The 23,336-nt window shown below is 66.5% G+C and carries 20 protein-coding genes; 10 read left to right on the plus strand and 10 right to left on the minus strand.

Annotated features, from left to right (window positions below):
• Positions 1-9 precede the first annotated feature (9 nt).
• Together QX126_RS00465 and QX126_RS00470 are read right to left on the minus strand one after the other, a co-directional pair.
• Entirely contained in the window at positions 10-252 is a 243-nt protein-coding gene (locus QX126_RS00465; RefSeq protein ID WP_315736927.1) for a hypothetical protein, read from the minus strand.
• Positions 253-315: 63 nt separating this feature from the next.
• Positions 316-582, minus strand: coding sequence for a hypothetical protein (locus QX126_RS00470; protein WP_315736926.1), 267 nt, complete (start codon positions 580-582; stop codon positions 316-318).
• On the opposite strand from QX126_RS00470, the gene QX126_RS00475 reads away from it, so the two are divergent.
• Complete coding sequence (locus QX126_RS00475) at positions 581-2,875, plus strand: tetratricopeptide repeat protein (RefSeq protein ID WP_315778646.1); 2,295 nt, start codon at positions 581-583, stop codon at positions 2,873-2,875. The genes QX126_RS00470 and QX126_RS00475 overlap by 2 nt on opposite strands.
• 120 nt (positions 2,876-2,995) lie before the next feature.
• On the opposite strand, the gene QX126_RS00480 is transcribed toward QX126_RS00475, so the two are convergent.
• On the minus strand, positions 2,996-3,337 hold the full coding sequence (locus QX126_RS00480) for a YqfO family protein (protein ID WP_315778648.1): 342 nt from the start codon (positions 3,335-3,337) through the stop codon (positions 2,996-2,998).
• A gap of 207 nt (positions 3,338-3,544) precedes the next feature.
• Between QX126_RS00480 and QX126_RS00485 the strand changes: the two genes are divergently transcribed.
• Both QX126_RS00485 and QX126_RS00490 read left to right on the plus strand, forming a co-directional pair.
• Positions 3,545-4,792, plus strand: a complete 1,248-nt coding sequence (locus QX126_RS00485) for a multidrug effflux MFS transporter (protein ID WP_315778650.1) — start codon at positions 3,545-3,547, stop codon at positions 4,790-4,792.
• Positions 4,793-5,063: 271 nt separating this feature from the next.
• Positions 5,064-5,846: a sulfite exporter TauE/SafE family protein gene (locus tag QX126_RS00490; RefSeq protein ID WP_315778652.1), complete on the plus strand. Its 783-nt coding sequence runs from the start codon at positions 5,064-5,066 to the stop codon at positions 5,844-5,846.
• A 273-nt stretch (positions 5,847-6,119) separates the two neighbouring features.
• Here QX126_RS00490 and QX126_RS00495 read toward each other — a convergent pair whose 3' ends face one another.
• Positions 6,120-7,919, minus strand: coding sequence for a ShlB/FhaC/HecB family hemolysin secretion/activation protein (locus tag QX126_RS00495; RefSeq protein WP_315778654.1), 1,800 nt, complete (start codon positions 7,917-7,919; stop codon positions 6,120-6,122).
• Positions 7,920-8,046: 127 nt separating this feature from the next.
• Between QX126_RS00495 and QX126_RS00500 the strand changes: the two genes are divergently transcribed.
• The gene (locus QX126_RS00500) at positions 8,047-9,315 is read left to right on the plus strand and encodes a FecR family protein (protein WP_315778655.1); all 1,269 of its coding nucleotides are present in this window, start codon (positions 8,047-8,049) and stop codon (positions 9,313-9,315) included.
• Between the two features lie 148 nt (positions 9,316-9,463).
• Positions 9,464-12,232, plus strand: coding sequence for an EAL domain-containing protein (locus QX126_RS00505; RefSeq protein WP_315778657.1), 2,769 nt, complete (start codon positions 9,464-9,466; stop codon positions 12,230-12,232).
• 36 nt (positions 12,233-12,268) lie between these two features.
• On the opposite strand, the gene QX126_RS00510 is transcribed toward QX126_RS00505, so the two are convergent.
• The 5 genes from QX126_RS00510 to QX126_RS00530 form a co-directional block, all read right to left on the minus strand.
• Positions 12,269-13,195, minus strand: coding sequence for a polyphosphate kinase 2 family protein (locus tag QX126_RS00510; protein ID WP_315736918.1), 927 nt, complete (start codon positions 13,193-13,195; stop codon positions 12,269-12,271).
• Entirely contained in the window at positions 13,192-13,908 is a 717-nt protein-coding gene (locus QX126_RS00515) for an NUDIX hydrolase (RefSeq protein WP_315771662.1), read from the minus strand. Before QX126_RS00515 ends, QX126_RS00510 begins: the two co-directional genes overlap by 4 nt.
• A gap of 4 nt (positions 13,909-13,912) precedes the next feature.
• The gene (locus tag QX126_RS00520) at positions 13,913-14,926 is read right to left on the minus strand and encodes an ABC transporter substrate-binding protein (RefSeq protein ID WP_315778658.1); all 1,014 of its coding nucleotides are present in this window, start codon (positions 14,924-14,926) and stop codon (positions 13,913-13,915) included.
• 223 nt (positions 14,927-15,149) lie between these two features.
• Entirely contained in the window at positions 15,150-15,935 is a 786-nt protein-coding gene (locus QX126_RS00525; RefSeq protein ID WP_315756344.1) for an ABC transporter permease, read from the minus strand.
• A 217-nt stretch (positions 15,936-16,152) separates the two neighbouring features.
• The gene (locus QX126_RS00530) at positions 16,153-16,959 is read right to left on the minus strand and encodes an ABC transporter ATP-binding protein (RefSeq protein WP_315737078.1); all 807 of its coding nucleotides are present in this window, start codon (positions 16,957-16,959) and stop codon (positions 16,153-16,155) included.
• Positions 16,960-17,088: 129 nt separating this feature from the next.
• On the opposite strand from QX126_RS00530, the gene QX126_RS00535 reads away from it, so the two are divergent.
• Together QX126_RS00535 and QX126_RS00540 are read left to right on the plus strand one after the other, a co-directional pair.
• Complete coding sequence (locus QX126_RS00535; RefSeq protein ID WP_315771665.1) at positions 17,089-17,883, plus strand: ATP-binding cassette domain-containing protein; 795 nt, start codon at positions 17,089-17,091, stop codon at positions 17,881-17,883.
• Entirely contained in the window at positions 17,880-19,436 is a 1,557-nt protein-coding gene (locus QX126_RS00540; protein ID WP_315778660.1) for a glycine betaine ABC transporter substrate-binding protein, read from the plus strand. Before QX126_RS00535 ends, QX126_RS00540 begins: the two co-directional genes overlap by 4 nt.
• 143 nt (positions 19,437-19,579) lie before the next feature.
• Here QX126_RS00540 and QX126_RS00545 read toward each other — a convergent pair whose 3' ends face one another.
• The gene (locus tag QX126_RS00545; protein ID WP_315778661.1) at positions 19,580-19,975 is read right to left on the minus strand and encodes a rhodanese-like domain-containing protein; all 396 of its coding nucleotides are present in this window, start codon (positions 19,973-19,975) and stop codon (positions 19,580-19,582) included.
• A gap of 183 nt (positions 19,976-20,158) precedes the next feature.
• Between QX126_RS00545 and QX126_RS00550 the strand changes: the two genes are divergently transcribed.
• From QX126_RS00550 to QX126_RS00560, 3 genes are all read left to right on the plus strand, one after another.
• Positions 20,159-21,049 (plus strand): IclR family transcriptional regulator, encoded by an 891-nt coding sequence (locus QX126_RS00550; protein ID WP_315778662.1) that lies wholly within the window; start codon positions 20,159-20,161, stop codon positions 21,047-21,049.
• A gap of 17 nt (positions 21,050-21,066) precedes the next feature.
• A complete protein-coding gene (locus QX126_RS00555; RefSeq protein ID WP_315778664.1) occupies positions 21,067-22,263 on the plus strand; it encodes a CoA transferase in 1,197 nt (398 codons plus the stop codon).
• An 86-nt stretch (positions 22,264-22,349) separates the two neighbouring features.
• On the plus strand, positions 22,350-23,336 hold the full coding sequence (locus tag QX126_RS00560; RefSeq protein WP_315778666.1) for a tripartite tricarboxylate transporter substrate binding protein: 987 nt from the start codon (positions 22,350-22,352) through the stop codon (positions 23,334-23,336).

A 23,336-nucleotide genomic window follows, 5' to 3' on the forward strand; every position in this document is an offset into this window, starting at 1 on the left:
GCGAAAATTCTAGCGTCTGCCGACGCGATTGACCGGCCCGCCTCGATTCATCGGCGTTCCCCGCACGCGCACGCCTGGGGTCACCACGGCGCGCGCCACCGGGCGGGGCCGCAGCACGACGCCGGGCCTCACGACGCAGCCGACGGGATACTCGACATACTGACAATACACCACGGCACTAGCCCTTTCAGTGCTCGCGGCTACGAACCCCGTCACCAGCAACAGCCCTGTTAGGGCAATTGATAATTTCATCTTGGCATCCTCCCATCGGACAGCTCATCATCGGGGCCTCCGGGAGGCACGCCTTGATGCAGGTCAAGCGACCTTGGCAAACATTCCTGCATTTGCGGAAATGACCGACGGAGCAGCTTGATCGCAAGCTGACCAATTGGGCCGTGAGGTAAAAGCGTTGACACGCAGGCGGCCAAAAGCCGGCACGAAGGGATCGCGGAAGGGATCCGCCGCGGCCCCATCACCGGCTGCGCCGCAGGATCGGCTTGCTTCCGGCGAAACGGCCTTCTCCAGGCGCGCGACCTGGATTGCAGTAGCGGTCACGATCGCGCTCGTGCTGGTGGTCGGCATGGTTTTTCATCTCCTCAAGGCCGGCGGACCGGCCTCCGCGGCGCAGGCCTCATTCGTCGCCACCTATGTGGGCAGCGAAAGCTGCGCCGGCTGCCATCAGGCAGAAGCCAAATTATGGGATATTTCGCAGCACAAGGCCGCGATGGCGCACGCGACCGACAAGACCGTGCTCGGCGATTTCAACAAGAGCTTCGACTATTTCGGTGTGCAGTCCCGCCTCTTCCGCGATGGCGGAAAATTCATGATCGAAACCGACGGGCCCGACGGCAAGCTTGCCGTGTTTGAGGTGAAGTACACGTTCGGTGTCGATCCGCTGCAACAATATCTCGTTGAATTTCCAGATGGGCGCATCCAGGCGCTGCCGATCGCATGGGACGGCCGGCCCAAGGACAAAGGCGGCCAGCGCTGGTTCCATCTCCATCCCGAGGAAGAGATCAAGCACGACGACGTCCTGCACTGGACCAAGCTGAACCAGAACTGGAATTTCATGTGCGCGGAATGCCACTCGACCGGCCTGCGCAAGCATTACGACGCCGCGACGGATCGCTTCGCGACGACATGGGCGGAAATCAGCGTCGGTTGCGAGACCTGTCACGGTCAGGGCTCCGCCCACGCCGCCTGGGCGCGTGACAAGCAACGCTGGTGGCCGTTCGGCAAGCACGAGGACCCGAGCAAGGGATTGCTGGTCCGTTTCGACGAACGGCGTGGCGTCACCTGGCCGATCGATCCGCAGAGCGGAAATGCGATGCGTTCAGCCGCGCCGGCCGCGCTGCGAAAGGAGATCGAGACGTGCGGGCGATGCCACGCGCGCCGTGCCGGCTTCAGCGAGGACTGGACACCCGGCCAGTCGCTGTCCCAGACCCATGTTGTCGAGGCGCTGGCGCGGACCACTTATCATGCCGATGGCCAGATCCGCGATGTGGAGGAGCCCTATAACTATACGCCGTTCAAGCAGAGCAAGATGTTTGCGGCCGGCGTTACCTGCAGCGATTGTCACGAGCCGCACGGCGCAAAGCTCCGAGTCTCCGGCGAAGGTGTTTGCCTGCAATGCCATGCGTCCGAAAAATACGCCGATGCGAAGCATCGCCATCACGCGGGCGCCGATCCGGCGCCGACCTGCATGTCGTGCCACATGCCGGCGCGCACCTATATGCAGATCGACCCGCGTCACGATCACGCCTTCCGCGTTCCGCGACCGGATCTTTCGGTCACGTTGGGGACCCCGAACGCCTGCAACGACTGCCACAGCGACAAGCCGGCGCAATGGGCCGCCGCCGCGATCGAGCAATGGTTCGGGCCCGACCGAAAGGGCTTCCAGACCTATGGGCCCGCATTCCACGCAGCACGCAGCGACCAGGCCGACGCCGCCGCGCTGCTTGGCCTTCTGGCCGCGGACAGGAACGCGCCGGCCGTGGCGCGTGCGAGCGCGCTCGGCGAACTCGCCTCGCGCATCGCTCCGGCGAACATTGCGACCGCACGGGCAGGCCTGGCCGATCCCGATCCCATGGTGCGGATCGGCGCGCTGGACATGCTGGAAAACGTGCCTGCCGGCCAGATTTGGCCGCTGGTCTCGCCGCTGCTCACCGATCCCGTGCGTGGCGTGCGGATCAGGGTCGCCTCCCTGCTCGCTTCCGTTCCGACTGCAAGCCAGCCGCTGCCCGATCGCGCACACTTCGATCAGGCGGCAGGCGAATTCATCACGGCGCAGCGCGCCAATGCCGAACGGCCCGAGGCCCGCACCGCATTGGCAAACTTCCTGGCCTTGCGCGGACGGACCGGGGACGCGGAGACCGAGTACAAGGCAGCCCTCAGGCTCAGCCCGCACTATGCGGCGGCCGCCATCAATCTGGCCGACCTCTATCGCCAAATTGGCCGCGACGGCGACGGAGAAACTGTTCTGCGCGGAGCAATTGCGGCATCACCCACCGACGCGGCCGCGCATCACGCACTCGGCCTGACCTTGACCCGGCTGAAGCGGCACGACGAGGCGCTCGCCGAGTTGCGCAGAGCAACCGAACTCGAACCGGGTCGCGCACGCTATATCTATGTCTACGCGGTGGCGCTGCATTCCGGCGGGCGAGCCGACGAAGCAATGACGGTCCTAAAGGAAGCTCTGGAAAGCCATCCCAATGATAGGGATGTGCTGTCCGCTCTGGTTTCGCTCAGCCGCGCGACAGGCGATGCAAAGGCGGCGCTGGGCTACGCCGAAAGGCTCGCAATCATGACGCCGGAGGACCGGAATCTGGCGGCGTTCATCGGCGAGATCAGGCGGCAGATTGACAAGCCAAACTAAGATAGCTGGCTCTCCTGCCTTAGCTCACAAAGGGCGCCCGAGAACCTCAAATGGAGCGAGCGCGAAATCGACGCCGAAATGACTGGGGACGCAACAAAGTCGAACGGGTCTTCAATGAGATCAAGCACTGTCGGCGGATCGCAACGCAACCACCTCGATCGGGTAGACGTCGATCGCCGGCTCCTCATAGGGATGCGCAGCACGGATTGCCTGTAGCACGGCCTTCAGCCGGTCCTCGGCGCAGACGGTCTCGATGCGCTCCTCCTCGACCGTCTCGAGCTGGCCGACTGCGCCGATGGCCGGGTTGGCGCCTGCCAGCGGACGAAACCGGCCCACGCCCTTCGCGGTAAACGAACAGTGGTCGTAGTTGCCGATGCGGCCGGCGCCGGCCTCGCCCATCGCGTGGCGCACGGCGTCACCCGCCGCTTCCGGGACATAGACGACGATCTTGTAGGTCTTCATGCTGGCCTGGATCCGGACGTCGATCACACGGCCGTTACCATCGCGTCGCCGCCGGCGCAATTTTCAGCGGGTCACGGCGGGTCACAATCGCGCCAACGGCCGGCGCCGGTGACCAGCCATTCCGAAACACGCCTTGTGCGACGCAGCAAAGCCGATACGTATGGGTGCCCATTTCCGCATTTCCCTACACCATGGAAGGCCCGCGCCTTGGCTGATACCAGTGCCGACACCATCGAGATCGTCCGTCACCGGCCGATGGGCTTCACCGAATTCGTCATCGTGGTCGCGGCGATCATGGCGCTCAATCCGCTGGCGATGGACATGATGCTGCCGGCGCTGCCGAACATCGGCGCCTCATTCCACATCGACGTCGCCAACCGGCTGCAGACCGTGCTGTCGGCGTTCGTCATCGGCTTCGGCCTCGGTCAGTTCGTCATCGGCCCACTGTCCGACAGCTTCGGTCGGCGCCCGGTGCTGATCGGCGGCATGGTGCTGTATGCGGTCGCCAGCCTGTTCGCGATCGCCGCCCCGTCGTTCGAGCTGCTGCTGCTGGCGCGCGCGCTCGAAGGCCTCGGCACCGCGGCGACGCGGGTGATCGCGACCTCGATCGTGCGCGACTGCTATGCCGGCCGCCGCATGGCGAGCGTGGTCTCGCTGGCGATGATGGTGTTCATCGCCATCCCCGTGATCGCACCGTCGTTCGGGCAGGCGGTGATGCTGCTGACGCAGTGGCGTGGCATCTTCGTGGTGCTGACCTTGTACGGCATCGTCGCGCTGCTGTGGACCGCGGTGCGGCTGCCCGAGACGCTGCCGGAGAGCGAGCGCAAGCCATTCTCGATCGCCGCGATCACCGCCGCCTTCCGCAACACCCTCACCAACCGCCAGACGCTGGGCTATGCGCTCGCGGCCAGCGGCATCTTCGGCGCCATCCTCGGCTATGTCCTGTCCTCGCAGCAGCTATTCACCGGCGTCTATCATCTCGGCCACTACTTCCCGCTCGCCTTCGCCGCGATCGCGGTGACCATTGCGGTGGCCGGCTTCCTCAATGCCCGCCTCGTCGGACGGCTCGGCATGCGCATGATCTCGCACGGCGCGCTGGTCGGCAGCGTCGTCATCGCACTGGCATGCTTCAGCGCGGCCGTTCTCGGCATGCTGCCGCTGTGGCTGTTCATGCTGCTGTCGGCCGGCATGATGTTTACGTTCGGCCTGATGTTCGCGAACTTCACCGCCCTGGCGATGGAGCCGCAGCGGGCGAATGCCGGCACCGCGTCCTCGCTCTACGGCTCGATCACGACCCTGCTCGGCATGGCCGCCGGCGCCGTCGTCGGCCATGCCTTCGACGGCACCGCGCTGCCCTTCGCCGCGGGCTTCCTGGCCTGCACGTCGAGCGCGCTCGTCATCGTGCTGATCACCGAGAAGGGCCGGCTGTTCCACGGCTCCGGCAAGCCGGTCTAGATCTGATGCGGCCACCGCAGTCGCGATGCCAACTTTTTCGGCGCGGCGGCTGTGCACGCAAGGGCGGCTGCCGGGCCTCGACCGGAAGCAGGCAGCAGCGGGACCTTTAGGCCGCTTTTCAACCGAAGCTGACATTTACAAATGACCGAGTTCTGGACTAGAGTTTCTGAGCCCCACGCCCTGCCGTAAGCAGGCGTGAAGCCAGCCGCCGCGACGGATCACGGGCAAATATCGTTCAGACCGCCCTGCGCGCCCTTCCCCACGTGTTCCAATGCGAAACAAACCAGTCGCTTTCGGCGCTGGCGCTGCAATCGGCGCGCTAGGCGGTCTAATCGGCCTCGGCGGCGCGGAGTTCAGGCTGCCGCTGCTGATCAGCCTATTTCGTTTCCGAGGCCTCGAAGCCGTCATCTTGAACAAGGCCACTAGCCTGATTGTGGTGGCGGCCGCGCTAGCGTTCCGTGCCCGTACAGTGCCCTTTGCCGAGATCGGCGAACATTGGTCAATCATCGCGAACCTTCTCGCCGGCAGCCTTGTCGGGGCGTATGTCGGTGCTTCATGGGCTACGCGCCTGAAATCGGAAACACTCTACAAAATCATTGCAACGCTGCTGGTTGTTATAGCTGGCGTGCTGTTGTTCGTTCATGACGCTTCTGCCGGGGCTACCGCGCCGTTCGCCGGCTGGCGCCTGGTTGCCGCTGGCGTAGTGGCAGGTTTCATTATCGGCGTGATCGCTTCGCTGCTAGGCGTAGCCGGAGGTGAGTTTCTTATTCCCACGCTGATCCTGCTGTTCGGCCTTGACGTAAAGCTGGCGGGAAGCCTTTCGCTGGCAGTCAGCCTTCCGACGATGCTTGTCGGATTTGCGCGTTACAGCCGAGATCAGAGCTTCGTCGTGGTCCGAGACAATGCGTCATTCATGCTGGCAATGGCTGCCGGTTCTATCGTTGGCGCCTTTGTTGGCGGCCTGCTACTTGGCGTCGTCCCGAGTGCCATCCTCCTGCCGACGCTCGCCGCAATACTGTTGATTTCGGCGGTGAAGGTATGGCGACATGAGTAGGAATGGCACGTCTGCTGTCAGCCCGAAGCAGAAGAATTCAGCGTTCTTGAGACTTCGCCGCCCGAGCATACCAATGTGCTCCCAGCGCCTCGACGAAGCTGTCATCGACGATATGGACGAGGTCTCGCCGATCTCGCAGTACGCGCCATCCAAGGCAATGAACCATCGCGACAGCCAGCGCGTGAGTTGGTCGGCTGCAGCGGTTGCCATAGCATTCGGTCCTCTCTCAATGGGAGAAGTGGACCTCTGCTGCCGCACCAAGCGCGCAAGTTCTCAGATGCAGGGGCCCTGCCCGCGCTGCGGGCACAGCTTCAGCACGCTCGACAGCGTCAACAGCAGACGCGCGCTGCGCGTCGAATTGTCGGGTGCGCGGTAGCCGAGCGGCACGGCGACGCCGAGATCGGCGCGCCAGTCGTTCGGGAAGGTGAAGCGCACCCCGGCGCCCGCCGAGGTCAGCGCCACGCCGTCGGACGGCCGGAAGCCATCGTTCCAGGCGAGCCCGGCATCGAAGAAGCCGTAGAGCTGATAGCTCGTGAGATATTGCCAGTTCGGCTTCTGCTCGAAGCGGACCTCGAACGTGCCGGCAACGCCATTGTCGCCGCTGATCTCGGCGCTGCCATAGCCGCGGCCATAGGCGAGGCCGCCAAGATAGAACTGCTGCGAATTGTACAGCGGACCCGACGCAAGCTGGCCGGCGGCCGCGAGCTTCAGCGACCACGCCTCGGACAAGGTCTGATAGCGCGCGAACCAGCCGCTGAAGACCGAGAAGCTCGGCGAGGCGCCCGCGCGCGAGGCGAGTGGATCGTCGAGCCGCGTCGCGCCGAACGCGTTCAGTCCCTGCCGATAGGCCAGCGTGAGATAGCTGTCGCCGCCGACATCATCCTTCCAGCGGTAGTCGGCGGTGAAGGTCAGCGTCCGGATGCGATCGCGATACCAGATGCCGAACAGGTCACGCTCGGTCACGTCGCTGAAGGCGGCCGCGAGATTGAGCTTCAGCGAGGCACGCTGCGACTGGATCGGCGCGAGGCCGCCGCGCAGCTCGAGCGTCTCGGTCACGGTGTTGTCGTTGAACAGCCGTCTCCAGTCGCCCGGTCGCACCTCGCTATACAGCGCGGAAGCGCCGATATGCGCCCCGTCGGTGCCGACCGGCACGTCGTAGGACAGTCGCCCGAACGCGAGTTGGCGCGGATCGCCGGGAGTTGTCGACATGTTGGCCGTGAGCGTGTCGCCCGGCAGCAGATAGGAGTTGAAGGCGGCGGTGGCATAGCTCTGCCACGGGCCCACCGTCGACGATCCCAGATTGTCGATACCGGCATAGCCATAGACGTGCCAGGTCTGCAGCTCGATCACCAAGCGGAACCGGCCGGTGGTGCCGCCGATCTCCTCCAGGGATGAATCGACCAGACGAACGCCGCCGCGACCGTTGATCAGCAGCAACTGCCGCTCCAGGGTCTCGAGGCGGGACGGCTGCTCCGCCAGCACGGGGCCAAGCATCGGCCTGATACCGAACTCTTCCGCGCCGGCGCCCTTCAAGGCCACTTCGGTGATGCTGCCTTCGACGATCTGGATCCGCACCCGGCCATCGCGGATGTCCTGCGGCGGGATGATCGCACGGCTGAGATGATAGCCGGCGGTGCGGTACTGATCGCTGATCGCGGTCGCGATGGCAGCGAGGTCGGCCTGCGACACCGGCTTGCCGAGATAGGGCTGATAGCTCGCGGCGAGCTGCTCGGCAGGCAGCGCGGACGAGCCCGTCAGGGTGACGGCGCGCATGGTAAACAAGGGCTTGCGATCGCCGCCGCCCTGGGTCGCGAATTGCGGCGCCCGCGGCCGCGGCGGCGCCGGCTGCGTTGAGCGCGACTGCTGCTCGTCGAAATATCGCTCGGTCTGTCGCGGATCGAAGCTCGGTTGGCTGACCTGCTGCGCGTGGGCCGTCGCTGCAAACAGCGCCGCCGACAGGGAAATGCCGGCGGCAAGCGCGGCTCCATGCAGCCGTCGCGAGGCGTGCGGTATGATGGCCCTGTCGCGCCAACCCGCAGCCCTCCCAGTTCGCTCAACACAACCAGCGCGCATGGCTCGTTTTTAGTTTGTTAAGGTCAATGAAGCGTAAATGCGGGAAGCAAACACGGCTGCAACTCCTAAGGGTCTCTTGAAACATTTCGATTAGTTTCAAAAGCCGCCAACGACGCGAGTTCGTGCCATGTCCTTCAAGCGCTTCCTGATACCGGCGTTAGTCGCCGCGTGCCTTTTCGGTGCAACACCGGCCGCATTCGCGGCCGACGGTGAGCCGTGGCTGGTGAGCAAATCGTCCGGTGAGGTCTGGGTCACCACCCAGGGCGCAGCGCAGGTGTCGCTCGATCGCGAGGACCCGCTGAAGCCAGGCGATACGATCCGCACCGGGCCGACCGGCCGCGTCCGGCTGACACGCGGCGCCGAGACGATCGTCATCGCGCCGAACTCCGAAGTCGGCCTGCCCGCCGCGCCCAAGGACGGCATGGCGACGACCATCCTGCAGCGCGCCGGCTCGATCCTGCTCGACGTCGAGAAGCGCAATGTCCAGCATTTCGAGGTCGAGACGCCCTATCTCGCCGCCGTCGTGAAGGGCACGCAGTTCAGCGTCACGATCTCAGGCCGCAGCACCAAGGTCGAGGTCAGCCGCGGCCAGGTGCAGGTGTCGGATTTCAAGACCGGCCAGATCGCCCAGGTGATGCCCGGCCAGGCCGCCACCGCCTTTGCGACCGGCCGCTCCGGCCTCAGCCTGTCCGGCGCCGGCACCTTCAGCCCGATCGAGCACGGCCGCCCGCGCGCCTCCACGATCGATCGCGTTCCGGTGCCGCGCGACGGCCTGCATCCGCCGCGCGAAGCGAAGGGGAGCGTGATCCACGCACTGAACGCCAACGGCTCGGGCGCAACGGTCGTCGCACAGCAGCATTCTGCAACGGGCTTCGGCGGCACGAAGCCGGGTGTCGTGCGGATCTCGTCATCGATCGGCGAGGTCAACCTGAACATCCAGAAGGCGACGCGCGGCCTCGCCCATGGCGCCCACACGCCGACCGCCGGTGCAGGACGAAGCACCGCCTGGAATGACGCGCGCGGCAACAGCGGCAATGCGACGAGCAACTCGGCCACCGCAAGCGGCACGTCGGGAGACTCCTCGATCGCAGCCGCCGTCACCGCAGCGATCGGCTCACCGAGCGGCTCCGCCAGCGCCAATGCCGCCAGCAATGGCAACGGCGGCAACGGCAACAACAATGGCGGCAGTGGCAACGGCAACAACGGCCACAGCAACAACGGTAACGGAAACAGCGGCAACGGAAACAGCGGCAACGGTAACAGCGGCAACGGTAACAGCGGCAACGGTAACGGCGGCAACGGAAACAGCGGTAGCGGCAACGGCAATAGCGGCGACCATGGCAATGGCAGCCACGGCAACGGCAATGCCCACGCCTACGGTCACAACAAGAACTGAGGATCCGCCATCGAGCTTCACGCCGGCATGCGTGGTCATGGGGGAGCGCAGGCCAGCACGATTCCTGATGGCTCTGCGGTCGGAGTGGGATGAGATTGGGATCGCGAAAGCGGGCGTCGACGTGGCACGCAGTCATTGGGGAGAGGGCATGTTCAGGCGGTTCATGCCGCATATTCTGGTGGTCGTTGCGCTGCTGACGGTCGGCCTGTCAGGCGGCCACGAGCTGTTGAGCCAAGCTCTCGTCGATCTGCGCTTCCGCCTCGACAACCGCCCTGCCAGCGGCGAGATCGCGGTGGTCGCGATCGACCCGCGCTCGATCGAAGCCATCGGCGTTTGGCCGTGGCCGCGGACCCAGTATGCGCACCTGCTGGAGCAGTTGCAGCGCGCCGGTGTCCGCGACGTCGCCTTCGACGTCGATTTCAGCACGCCGTCCGACGCGGCCGGCGATCAGGCCTTCCTGAACGCGCTGCAGAATGCCAAGAGCTCGGTCGTGCTGCCGGTCTTCAGGCAGCTCGATGCGGCGGGGAAGGAAACCGCCATTCACCTCAACCGACCGCTGCCACAGTTCGAGCAGCTCGCATGGTCGGCCTTCGTGAACATCGAGGTGGCACGCGACGGTCGCGTCAGAAGCTACGCTTTCGGCGAAAATGATGAGACCGGCGGCGCGAAGACCTACCTGCAGTCCATGGGAGCGTTCCTCGCCGGAAGCGATGCGGTCAAGCACAGCTCGTTCCTGGTCGACTACGGCATCGATCCATCGTCCCTGCCGAGGGTGTCGTATGTCGACGTCGTCCGCGGCGACGCGGCGGCGCTGGCCAGGCTCAAGGACAAGCGGGTGATCGTCGGCGCGACCGCCATCGAGCTCGGTGATTATTACAGCGTGCCGAACGGTCGCGTTCTGCCCGGCGTCATGCTGCAGGCGCTGGCGGCCGAGTCCATCATTCAGCATCGCACCCTGCTCTCGACATCGACGACGGCCACAATGGCCGGCCTGCTGCTGATCGTCATCCTCATGCTGGCGAGCTGGCGGCAGCTCTCGGCGGCGCGGCGCGCGCTGCTGATCGCCATGATCAGCGTCCTGATCGAGGCCGCGGCGCTGCTGCTGCACGACCGCTATGCCCTGGTGCTCGACACCTCGCTGCTGCAGATCGCGCTGGTCGCCTATCTCGCGGCAACGGCCCTCGACGAGATCGGCTTCCGCGGCCTGCTGCGGCACGTTGCCGAGAGCCGCTTCGAGCGAATCGCGATGTCGATCGGCGACGGGCTTGTCTGCACCGACCGGGACCGGCGGATCACGGTGTGGAATCCGGGCGCCGTCGCGATCTTCGGTTACGGTGCCGACGAGATCATCGGCCAGCCCTTCGCGCGCCTGCGCGCCGACGGCAGCGACACGCATGACCTGTTTCCGCAGCAGGAGGCGGCGCTGCCGGCGACGTTGCTGCCCGGCGGATCCACGATCGAGTTCGACGGCCGCCGCAAGGACGGCGAGGTGTTTCCGGTCGAGGCGAGCTTCTCCGCCTGGCAGGGCGCCGACGGCCTGCAATACGGCGTGATCCTGCGCGACATCTCGGTGCGCAAGCGCGAGGCCGAGCGCATCCGCTACCTCGCCGAGCACGACACGCTGACCGCGCTGATCAACCGCAACACGCTGCAGAGCGAGCTCGCCGCCATGATCGAGACCGCGGATGCCGCGTCCGACCGCGTGGCGCTGCTGGTGATCGGGCTCGATGCGTTCCAGCGCATCAACGACATGCTCGGCCACGCCTTCGGCGACAGCGTCTTGCGCGCGGCGGCCGAGCGGCTCCGCACCGAGATCGGCAACATGGGCCGCGTCGCCCGGCTCAGCGGCGACGAGTTCGCCGTCGCCATTCCCTGCTCCGCCATCGGCGGCACCGTGGCCGAGCTCGCCGACCATCTGTCGCAGCTGTTCGAGGCGCCGCTGGACGCGGGCACGCGTCAGCAGCGCGTCAAGGTCACCCTCGGCGTCGCCGTGCATCCCGAGGGCGGGCACTCGGCAGACGAGTTGCTCAGCAACGCGCACCTCGCCCTCTGTCGCGCCAAGATGGACCGGCCGGGCAGCCATGTGCTCTTCGAGAGCGCCATCCGCCGCGAGCTCGAGCAGCGATTGACGCTGGAGGCCGAGCTTGCGCTCGCCGTCGAGCGGAACGAATTCGAGCTGTTCTACCAGCCGCAAGTGGAGCTGTTGAACGGCCGCGTGATCGGCGCCGAGGCGCTGATCCGCTGGCGTCATCCGACGCGCGGCCTCGTGCCTCCTGGTGATTTCATTCCGGTCGTCAACACCTCGCATCTGTCCGAGGCGGTTGCGACCTGGGTCATGGCCACCGCCTGCCGGCAGGCGCGGGAATGGCAGCTCGCCGGCCACGACATCCGCGTCGGCGTCAACCTGTCGCCGTCCCAGTTCCAGTCCGGCGACCTCGCCGCCTTCGTCAGCAAGCTGCTCACGTCGACCGGCCTGTCGCCGCGCCTGCTCGAGCTCGAAGTCACCGAGGACATCCTGCTGCACGACGAACCCGGCGTGCTGCAGACGTTCAACCGGCTGCAGGCGCTCGGCGTCAGCCTGGTGTTCGACGATTTCGGCACCGGCTATGCGAGCCTGAGCTACCTGAAGAAATTCCCGCTCGATGGCCTGAAGATCGACCGCTCCTTCGTGCGTGACGTGCTGACCCAGGCCGACGACGCGGCCATCGTCGGCTCGACGGTCAGCCTCAGCAAGCAGCTCGGCCTGTCCGTGATCGCCGAGGGCATCGAGAACGAGGCGACGGCGGAGTTCCTGCTGCGGCTCGGCTGCGAGCAGGGACAGGGCTATCACTTCGGCAAGCCGATGCCGGCCACCGATTTCGAGCGTCGATTCCTGGTGGCGGGCGACGCCGACCGGCGGCAGGCCGGCGCGGCGTGAGGCAATGCCGGGTGATTGCGGCTTTGGCTTCGCGTCTCAGCCGCCGCCCTTCTTGCCGCCCTTGCCTTCGCTCTCCAGCGCCTTCCGCACCGCCTTGAACTCCTCGCGCGAGGCGGCATCGACGCGCGGAAAATGCAGATCCAGGCTTTCCAGCGCGGCGACGATGGTCGAGCCGATGACGACACGGGCGAACCATTTGTGGTCGGCCGGAACGACGTGCCACGGCGCATAGGGCGTCGAGGTGTGGCGCACGATGTCCTGATAGACCGCCTGGTAGCGGGGCCACTTGGCGCGCTCGGTGATGTCCCCCATCGAGAACTTCCAGTTCTTCGCCGGCTCCTCCAGCCGGTCGAGAAAGCGCGCGCGCTGCTCCTCCTTGGAGATGTTGAAGAAGAACTTCAGGATCACGGTGCCGTTGCGCGACAAGTAACGCTCGAAAGCGGAGATGTCCTCGAAGCGCTCGCGCCAGATGTTCTTGGTGACGAGCCTCGGCGGCAGCTTCTCGGCCTTGAGGATCTCCGGATGCACGCGCGTGACCAGGCATTCCTCGTAGTAGGAACGGTTGAAGATGCCGATGCGGCCGCGCTCGGGGAGCGCGATGGCGCTGCGCCACATGAAATCGTGATCGAGCTCCTTCGAGGTCGGCTGCTTGAACGAGGTGACCTCGCAGCCCTGCGGATTGACGCCCTCGAAGATGCTCTTGATGGCGCTGTCCTTGCCCGAGGCATCCATGCCCTGCAGCAGCACCAGCACCGACCAGCGGTCCTGCGCGTACAGCTTCTCCTGGAAATCGGAGAGGCGCTGGCGGTTCTGCTCGATGATCGCCTCGCCCTGCTCCTTGTCGAGACCGCCCTTGACCTTGGTCTTGTGCGATTTGAGGTGAAATCTGTGCCCGCCATCGATCCGGAACGGCGAGATGAAACCATCGAGCTCATCGGCCAGCGTGCGCGGTTTCTTGCTCATGAGGACGGCTCTCCGGGGCTGAATTGCGTTTCGAGGAAGGCGGTCACGAAGCGCGGCATCGCCGCAGTCAGATCGCTCCTGCTTCGAACCAGCCGGATCGAGCAGAGTTCCGGCTCGTCCTGGGCCGCGAGATTGGCCTCGATGCGGCGCTGCAGAGCCTCGCCCATGTCGGAGGCGTCGAGCACGCGCATCAGCGCGATCGACGCGCCGGTCACGACACAGTCCCAATGCGCCGCGGCCTGATAGTCCGATGGCGCGAGCCCGGTCTCCTCCTCGACCTCCCGCGCGACGTTGGCGGCGAGATCGAGCACGCCGTTGTTGACGTCGGCGAGATCCGGCGTGCCGGCGGGAAAATACAGCCGGCCGGCATTGGCGGTATGCACGCCCATCTCGCCGAGCACGAAGGCGCCGTCGGCGGCACGCAGCGCGCCCATGCCGAAGCCGTTGAAGGCGGAGCGATCCGGAAAGCCCCAGTCGCGCCACGCCAGCAGGCTGGCGAAATCGGTCTCGAAATAGCTCGCTTCGAACAGGCCGTCCGCGAAGCGCGGGTTGCGCCCTAGCAGCACGCGACCGTTCCATAGGCCCGGCTTGGCGCGCCGGCATTCGGCGAAATGCGCCGCGATGTCGTCGCGGCGCTGTTTCGCGAACGGCCACTCCCACGGCTCGACCTTGAGGTCGAGCGCGGTGACGCGGTGGATGACGACCTCGGTCATCCCCCTACTTCGTGCCCTTCGCCTGTTCGACGAACTTGTTGGTGAAGGTCTTGCTGACGTCGACATTGGCCTTGGCGACGTCGGGCGAGCCGGTGCTGAACACCGCGAGCACGGCGTCGGCGCCCTTCGGGTCCATCTTGCCGGTCTGCGAGTACATCGGGATGGTGTTCTTCAGCGCCGCGAGATAGAGCGCCTTGTCCTTGCCGACCAGCTCCTCCGGCATCTTCGCCATGATCTCCTCCGGCGTATGCGAATGGATCCAGCCCAGCGTCGCCACGATGGCGTTGGTCAGCGCCTGCGTCTCCTTGTCATGGCCGGCAATCCAGGCCGCCGTCGAGTACAGCGCGCCGCCGGGATATTCACCGCCGAACACCTCCAGCGTATCGTGCTGGGTACGGGTATCGCTGAGGATCTTGAGATCCGGATGCTTGCCCTGCAGCACGGTGACCGAGGGATCGAGCATCACGGCCGCATCGATCTGGCCCTGCTCCATCGCGGCCACGGCGGTCGCGCCGAGACCGACGCCGATCACGGCCGTGCCCGACGGATCGAGGCCGTTCTTCTTCAGCATGTATTTCAGGAAGAAGTCGGTCGAGGAGCCCGGCGCGCTGACGCCGACCTTCTTGCCGGCGAGATCCTTGACCGAGCTGATCTCCTTGTTGTGCGACGGCGCCACGACGAGCACGAGCCCGGGATAGCGGTCATAGACCACGAAGGACTGCATCTCCTGCTTCTTGGCGGCGAGATTGACGCAATGGTCGAAATAGCCGGAGACGACGTCGGCGCTGCCGCCAAGCACCGCCTTCAGCGCATCCGAGCCGCCCTTGAGGTCGACCAGCTCGACCTCGAGCCCGGCCTTCTCATATTCGCCGAGCTGCTTGGCCAGCACGGTCGGCAGATAGCACAGGCAGGCGCCGCCCCCGATTGCGATCGTGACCTTGGTGGCGGCGCTGGCGAGACCGGTGCTTAGCGTCAGCGCCAGCAGCGCGCCGGTGACCTGGCCCAACATCTTGTTCATGTGTTTCCTCCGTTCATGTTGTTGGTCAGATTAGGCTTGTGTGCTGTGAATGAGAAGGCCGCCCCGAATTGCCGCTATCGTCCCGGCGAACGCCGGGACCCATACCGCGTGATGTCGCGGTTGGAGAAGACTGGTCATCGCGCATGCCACAAACGACGTCCTGTGGTTATGGGTCCCCGCATTCGCGGGGACGACAGCGGTGGGCGTGGAAGCACCGCGGCACTCACCGTCCATCCGCCGCATCCGGGCGCCACACCAGGAGCCGACGCTCCACCAGCGTGACACAGATGTCGATCAGGATGACGAACGCCGACAGCACGAACATGCCGGCAAATACGCCGGCGACGTCGAAGATGCCTTCGGCCTGCTGGATCAGATAGCCGAGGCCGGCCGCGGAGCCGAGATATTCGCCGACCACCGCGCCGACGACGGCGAAGCCCACCGACGTGTGCAGCGAGGAGAACATCCAGGACAGCGCCGACGGCCAATAGACATGGCGCATCAGCTGCCGCTCGCTCATGCCGAGCATGCGGGCATTGTCGCGCACGACGGTCGAGACCTCCTTGACGCCCTGATAGACGTTGAAGAACACGATGAAGAACACCAGCGTCACGCCGAGCGCGACCTTGGACCAGATGCCGAGGCCGAGCCACAGCGTGAAGATCGGCGCCAACACGACACGCGGCAGCGCGTTGGCCATCTTGACGTAGGGGTCGAACACCGCGGCCACCAGCGGCTTGCGCGCGAACCAGAAGCCGACCAGCACGCCGCCGAGCGAGCCGATCGCGAACGCCAGGATCGACTCCCACAGCGTGATCGCGAGGTGCTTCCAGATCGCGCCGGTGGCGAACCATTTGACGACCTGCGCGAACACGTCGACCGGGTTGGAGAAGAAGAATGGCGGAAGCCAGATGCGTCCAAACACGGGCACGGTGGCGAGCAGTTGCCACAGCGCAATCGCGATGATCGCGACGAGCAATTGCAGCGCGAGCAGACCGAGACGCGACATCACGCTGCTCCATGCGGTGTGGTGGGTACGAAGGTGAAGCCTCTCACGCCGCTCTGCTCCCCTCCCCCTTGCGGGGAGGGGTTGGGGGTGGGGGTGCCACGAGCACCAATCTTTGCTGGGTACCCCCCACCCCAACCCTCCCCCGCAAGGGGGGAGGGAGCGCACCGCCGTGGCCGAGAAGGAAGCGCGCGACAACTCAAGCCCTGCAAACGCCCCGTCACACTGCCTCCGCCTGCTTGTAGGTCTTCTCGACCTCGGCCTTCAGCGTCTGCCAGATCTCGCGGTGCAGCTCGTGGAACTCGTGCTTCATGCGCACCTCGAAGATGTCGCGCGGGCGCGGCAGCGTGACGCGCCAGTCGCCGATGATGCGCGAGGCGGGGCCGGCCGACATGATGACGACGCGGTCGGCGAGCGCGATCGCCTCCTCCAGGTCATGGGTCACGAACAGCACCGCCTTGCGGTCGGCATTCCAGAGATCGAGCAGCAAATTGCCCATGATCTGCCGCGTCTGCGCGTCCAGCGGCCCGAACGGCTCATCCATCAGGATGATGCGCGGATTGCGGATCAGCACCTGGGCAAGGCCGACGCGCTTGCGCTGGCCGCCCGACAGCATGTGCGGATAGCGGTTGCCGAATGCGCCAAGGCCGACCGAGGTCAGCCATTGCTGCGCCTTGGCGGCCGCATCCTTCGATGCTGTGCCCGCGACCTCCAGCCCGATCGCGACGTTCTCCAGCGCGGTCTTCCATGGGAACAGCGCATCGGCCTGGAACAGGTAGCCGGCGTCGCGATTGAGGCCGGCCAGCGGCTGGCCGAAGATCCGCACGCTGCCGGCCGCCGGCTTCAGCAGGCCCGCCGCCACGTTGAGAAGGGTGGATTTGCCGCAGCCGGTCGGCCCGACGATGGCGACGAACTCGCCGTCGGCGACGCTGAGATCCGCCGTCTCGACGGCGGTGTAGGTGCGTCCGCCGGCGAGACGGAATGCCACCGTCGTTCGCTCCAGCGCGACCGCGGCGGCCGTGGGCATCGTCACGTCCAAGTTCCTCCCCCGAGAATGGCCGGGACGGCTTAGCCGCTTGCGGGGCGAAGTTCAACGCGGCGGCCGGACGTGCTAGGTGTTCGGCCTGAGCCAAGGCCAACCGCTCCACAAGGCCGCATGCAGCGCACGCCGTTCATCGTCTATGCCAATGTCCGCAAGAGTTTCCCCGGCGCGGCAGGCGCCGTGACCGCGGTCGACGGCGTATCGCTGGAGATCGCCGAGGGTGAGTTCCTGGCAATCGTGGGCGGCTCCGGCTCGGGCAAGACCACGCTGCTGCGGCTGACCAACCGCCTGATCGAGCTGGACGGCGGCACGATCCGGATTGCCGGCGAGGATATCGCCGGCCTCGATCCTGTCAGCCTGCGTCGCCGGGTTGGCAATGTGTTCCAGAACGGGGCGCTGTTTCCGCACATGACGGTTGCCGCCAATATCGGCATCACCCCCAGGCTGCTGGGGACCCCGCCGGCCGAGATCGCCACGCGCGTCGACGAGCTGCTCGACCTCGTCCAGCTCGACCGCAAGGCGCATCGCGACCGGCTGCCGCACGCGCTATCCGGCGGCCAGCGCCAGCGTGTCGGCGTCGCCCGCGCGCTCGCGGCGCGGCCGCGCATCGTGCTGATGGACGAGCCGTTCGGCGCGCTCGATCCGCTGACGCGCGATGCGCTCGGCGGCGACTATCGCGCGCTGCACGACAAGCTCGCGCTGACCACGATCATGATCACGCATGACATCACCGAGGCGCTGCTGCTCGCCGACCGCATCGCGGTGATGCGCGGCGGACGCCTCGTCGAGGTCGGCACGCCGGCCGAGCTCGCGGCCAGCCGCGAACCCTACGTGACGGAGCTGATGACGACGCCGCGCCGGCAGGCGGCGCGGCTGGTGGCGCTGCTGCCCGACAGCGGGGCGGCATGAGCATCCTGTCGGATCCACGCTTCGCCGAGGCGCTGTCGCATCTCGCCGACTATCTCGGCAGCCATCTGCGCGTCAGCATCGCGGCGCTCGCGCTCGGCCTCGCCATCAGCTTCCCGCTCGCGCTCGTCGCGCGCAATCGCCCTGCCCTGCGCAATCTGCTGCTCGGCGTCGCCAGCGTGGTGCAGACGGTGCCGGGACTGGCGCTGCTGGCGCTGTTCTATCCGCTGCTGCTGGCGCTGGCGGCACTGAGCTTGCGCTGGTTCGGCCTGTCGTTCTCGGCCTTCGGCTTCCTGCCGGCCATGCTGGCGCTGGCGCTGTATTCGATGCTGCCCGTGCTGCGCAACACCATCACCGGGCTGAACGGCGTCGACGCCAGCCTGATCGAGGCCGCCAAGGGCGTCGGCATGACCGAGCGCCAGGCGCTGACGATGGTGGAGCTGCCGCTGGCGCTGCCGGTCATCATGGCCGGCATCCGCACCGCGGCGGTGTGGGTGATCGGCACCGCGACCTTGTCGACGCCGATCGGCCAGACCTCGCTCGGCAACTACATCTTTGCCGGATTGCAGACCCAGAACTGGGTGCTGGTCGTGTTCGGCTGCGTCGCCGCCGCGGTGCTGGCGCTTGCGGTCGATCAGTTGCTAGCGCTGATCGAGCATGGCTTGCGCACGCGCAGCCGCGCCCGCGTGGGCCTCGGCACCGCGACGATCGCGCTGATGGTCGGCGCCAGCCTGCTGCCCTCGCTCGCCGGCACGTCCGCGCGCTACGTGATCGGCGCCAAGACCTTCACCGAACAATATGTGCTGTCGGCGCTGCTCGGCGAGCGGCTGCGGGCGGCAGGCCTCACGGCCACATCCCGCGCCGGCCTCGGCTCCAGCGTCATCTATGGTGCGCTCAAGAGCGGCGACATCGATCTCTATGTCGAGTACTCCGGCACGCTGTGGGCGAACCAGTTCCACCACACGGAGCAGCTGCCGCGCGTCGCACTGCTCGGTGCGTTGAAGCAGGATCTCGCCAAGGACAAGGTCACCCTGCTCGGCGAGCTCGGCTTCGAGAACGCCTATGCGCTGGTGATGCCGCGCAAGAAGGCGGAAGCCCTCGGCATTCGCTCGATCGCCGACCTCGCGCGCCATGCCTCCGAGATGTCGATCGCCGGCGACTACGAGTTCTTCTCGCGCCCGGAATGGGCGGCCCTGCGCGACGCCTATGGTCTCGCCTTCCGCGCCCAGCGCCAGATGCAGCCGGACTTCATGTATGCGGCAGTCGCGTCCGGCGAGGTCGACGTCATCGCCGGCTACACCAGCGACGGGCTGATCGCGAAACACGACCTCGTCGTGCTCGACGATCCCAAGCAGGCGATCCCGCCTTACGACGCGATCCTGCTGCTGTCGCCGAAGCGCGCCGAGGACCACGCATTGCAGGATGCGTTACGGCCGCTGCTCGGCCGCATCGACATCGCGACCATGCAGCAGGCCAATCTGCGCGCTTCCGGTAGTGATGCACAGTCCTCGCCGCAGGCGGTGGCGCGCTGGCTGTGGAGCAAGATCGCGAAGTAAGCCCTGCCTTCGCAGCACGTCATTGCGAGGCGCGTAGCGCCGAAGCAATCCAGAGTCCTTGCGGAGCCCTGGATTGCTTCGCTTCGCTCGCAATGACGGCGGTGGTTGGCGCTGCGACCGCCGCACCAATCAGCTGGGCACGCTCACATCCCCGGCTCGATCGGCTTCTCCACCCCGCCGCCATTCTCGGCCCAGTCCTTGAACGCGCCGACGTTGAACACCTTGTCGTAGCCGAGATCCTTCAGCGTCTTGCCCGACAGCGCCGAGCGGCCGCCCGAGGCGCAATACAGGATCACGCTCTTGTCCTTGGCGAAATTCTTGTCGTGATAGGGCGAGTCCGGATCGGCGCGGAATTCGAGCATGCCGCGCGAAACGTGCACGGCGCCGGCAATCTTGCCGCTCTTCTCGACCTCCGGCGCATCGCGCACGTCGACGATGAGGGTGTTGCCCTTGGCGATTATGGCCTGCGCCTCGGCCGGCGTGATCTTCGGAACCGCGGCGTTGGCGGCTTCCAGCATCTGCTTGACTGATGTCGACATCGATTGGCCTCCCGGACGTTGAGGCGGCACCGGTAGCGGGCCTCCACCCGCGTCACAAGCCACGATCGGGCGAGCATCGCGCGTGGCCACCGCACGTCCGACATTTGTCCACATAGTGGACGTACAATCATTATATCTACAAATATATGGACTCTCCAAAATTCCTGGATCATTCTCCGCCGCATGCCCGCACCTCCACGATCCGCCCTCGCCGTCCGCAATCGCGCCCTCGAAACGATGCTGGCCGACAGCGCCGGCGACGCCGCCTTTGCCACCACGCTGGCCAAGGGCCTCATCGTGCTGGAGGCGTTCGGGACGGAATCTCCCGTGCTCGGAAACATGGACATATCGGTGCGCACCGGAATTCCGCGGCCTACGGTCGCCCGGCTGACCCACACGCTCACCGAGCTCGGCTATCTCTCCTTCGATCAGGACCTCGCGAAATATCGCCTTGGTGTCCGCGCGCTGCGGATGGCGCATCCGCTGCTCGCCGACATGCCGTTCCGGCAGCTCGCACGACCGTTGATGCAGGATTTTGCCGCCAGCGTGCGCGGCACCGTCTCGATCGGCCTGCTCGACGGCAACGCCGTGGTGTATGTCGAGACGGCGCGCTCCGGCGATGTCGGGCCGCACGTTCCCGACATCGGCATGCCGATCACCGTGGTCGCGACCGCGATGGGACGCGCGGCGGCCGCGATCCTGCCTCCAGCCGAAGCCGCGCGCTTCGACGCGCAGCTCGCCGCCGACGATGCCAAGCAATGGGCCAGCTTCCGCACGCTCTATTTCGACGGCATCACGCAATGTGCCGAGCGCGGCTTCTGCACCTGTGTCGGCGAATACATGCCCGCGATTCACGCCGTCGCTGCGCCGCTGCATTACGCGAACAGCTCCGGCCGCGCCTTCGCGATCAATTGCGGCATTCCCGCTTTCCGGCTGCAGCCGGGTCAGCTCGAGGCCGAGATCGGTCCGCGCATCACGGCGCTCGCCGCCAGCATCCGGGCGCTCATCAACGAAGCCGAGCCCGAGATCATCAGGCGCGCGCCGGAGCCGGCGCTTGCGGCCGAAGCCGGCTGAGACAGGTGCATCACGACATGGCCGGGCCACTCCAGGGTTTGCGCGTTCTGGACATCGCGACGATCATCGCTGCACCGTTCGCGGCGACGCTGCTCGCCGACTACGGCGCCGAGGTTCTGAAGATCGAGATGCCGGGCGATGGCGACGCTGTCCGCACCTTTCCGCCGTTCAAGGACGGCAAGCCGCTGTGGTGGAAGACCGCCAACCGCAACAAGAGCCTCGCGACGCTCGACCTGCGCACGCCGGAGGGGCTCGCGCTGTTCAAGCGGCTGCTGCCGCGCTTCGACGTCCTGATGGAGAACTTCCGCCCCGGCACGCTCGACCGCTGGGGCCTGACGAAAGAGGTGCTGTGGTCGATCCAGCCGCGCCTCGTCATCCTGCGCGCCACCGCGTTCGGCCAGGACGGGCCGTACCGCGACCGTCCGGGCTTTGCCCGCATCTTCGAGGCGATGGGCGGGCTCACCTACATCACCGGCGAGGCCGAGGGCGAGCCGACCCATCCGGGCTATCCGATCGGCGATGCCATCGGCGGCGCGTTCGGCGCACTCGGCGTGCTGGCAGCGTTGTGGAAGCGGGCTGTTGATCCCGAGGCGCCGGGCGAGGAGATCGACCTGGCGCTGACGGAGGCCGTGTTCCGGCTGCTCGACGTGCTGCCGGTCGAGCACGATCAGCTCGGCTTCAGCCGCAGCCGGATCGGCAATGCCAACGGCTACTCGGCGCCGGCCGCGGTCTATCGCACCCGCGACGATCGCTGGGTGACGCTCGCCGGCTCGACCAACGCGCTCTACGCCGCCAATTGTCGCGCGATCGATCGTCCCGACCTGATCGACGATCCGCGCTTCGCGAACAATGCCTCGCGGGTGAAGCATGCGGCCGAACTCAACGCGATCTTCGCCGCCTGGTGCGCCGCGCATGACCTGGATGATGTCGTCGCCCGCTTCACCGAGGCCAAGGGAACGATCGCACCGATCTACGCGATCGACCAGATCGCGACTGATCCGCAGGCGATCGCGCGCGAGATGATCACGCGCGTGCCCGACCGCGATTTCGGCTCGGTGGCGATGTCGAACGTCGTGCCGCGCTTTGGCAACGATCCCGCCACGCTGCGCCATGCCGCCGGCGACGTCGGCCAGGACAACCGCGAGATCTACCAGGGCTGGCTCGGACTATCAGACCAGGAGATGGACGATCTCGCCCGCAGGAAGGTGATCTGACGCGGCGCGAGCAAAGACGACAAGGCGCGGCGAAGAACGCGTCGGAGCAGCCCGGACAAGGGATGCAGCAGACAGGGAGACGCGCGATGAGACAACCGACGATGACGCGCCGCGGCCTGCTCGGTGCAGGGGCCGCGCTGGCGCTGGGCTACGGCCATCGTGCACGAGCCGAGGGCGATTGGCCGACCCGCATGGTGCGGCTGATCTGTCCCTATGGCGCCGGCGGCGCCAGCGACATCTCGCTGCGCCTTCTGGCGGCGGAGTTCGAACATCACCTCGGCCAGCAGTTCATCATCGAGAACAAGCCCGGCGCCGGCAGCCGCATCGCCAACGACCTCGTCGCCCGCGCCGCACCCGACGGCTACACCCTGCTCTACGCCGCCGCGCCCTACGTCACCGCCGAAGCGCTGTTCGGCAAGCTGACCTACGATCCGGTGAAGGACCTGCGCCCCGTGGCCGGCACCGTCGTTGCGCCGATCTTCCTGATGATCAGCGCCAACGCGCCGTTCAAGACGCTGGCCGAGCTGATCGCCTACGGCAAGTCCAAGCCCGAGGGCCTGACCTTCGCCTCGCCGGGCGCCGGCTCGCAGCCGCATCTCGCCGCCGAGCTGCTGTTCCGCGACGCCAAGGTGACCGGCCTCAACATTCCCTTCCGCGGCGACTCGATGGCCTACACCGAGCTGCTCGCCGGCCGCGTCGATGCGACGCTGACCGCGATCAGCACCGCGCTGCCCTACATCCAGGCCGGCCAGTTCCGCGTGCTCGGCGTCGCCGCCACCGAGCCCAGCGCGATCTATCCGCAGGCGCCGCCCCTGCGCGAGCAGGGCCTGCCGAACGTGGTCGCGTCGGGCTGGTACGGCTTCATGGCGCCGGGCGCGACGCCGCAGCCCATCGTCGACCGGCTGTCGCGCGAAATCCTCACCGATCTCGCCGCACCCGAGGTGAAGCAGAAGCTGCTCGCCCAGGGGCTCGATCCGCAGCCGCGCGACGCTGCAGCATTCGGCCAGTTCATCGCCGACGAAACCAAGAAGTGGAGCGCGGTCATCCGCGACGCCGCCATCAAGGCCGAGTGA

Source organism: Bradyrhizobium sp. SZCCHNPS1003, from assembly GCF_032381555.1.
Taxonomy (GTDB): Bacteria; Pseudomonadota; Alphaproteobacteria; order Rhizobiales; family Xanthobacteraceae; genus Bradyrhizobium.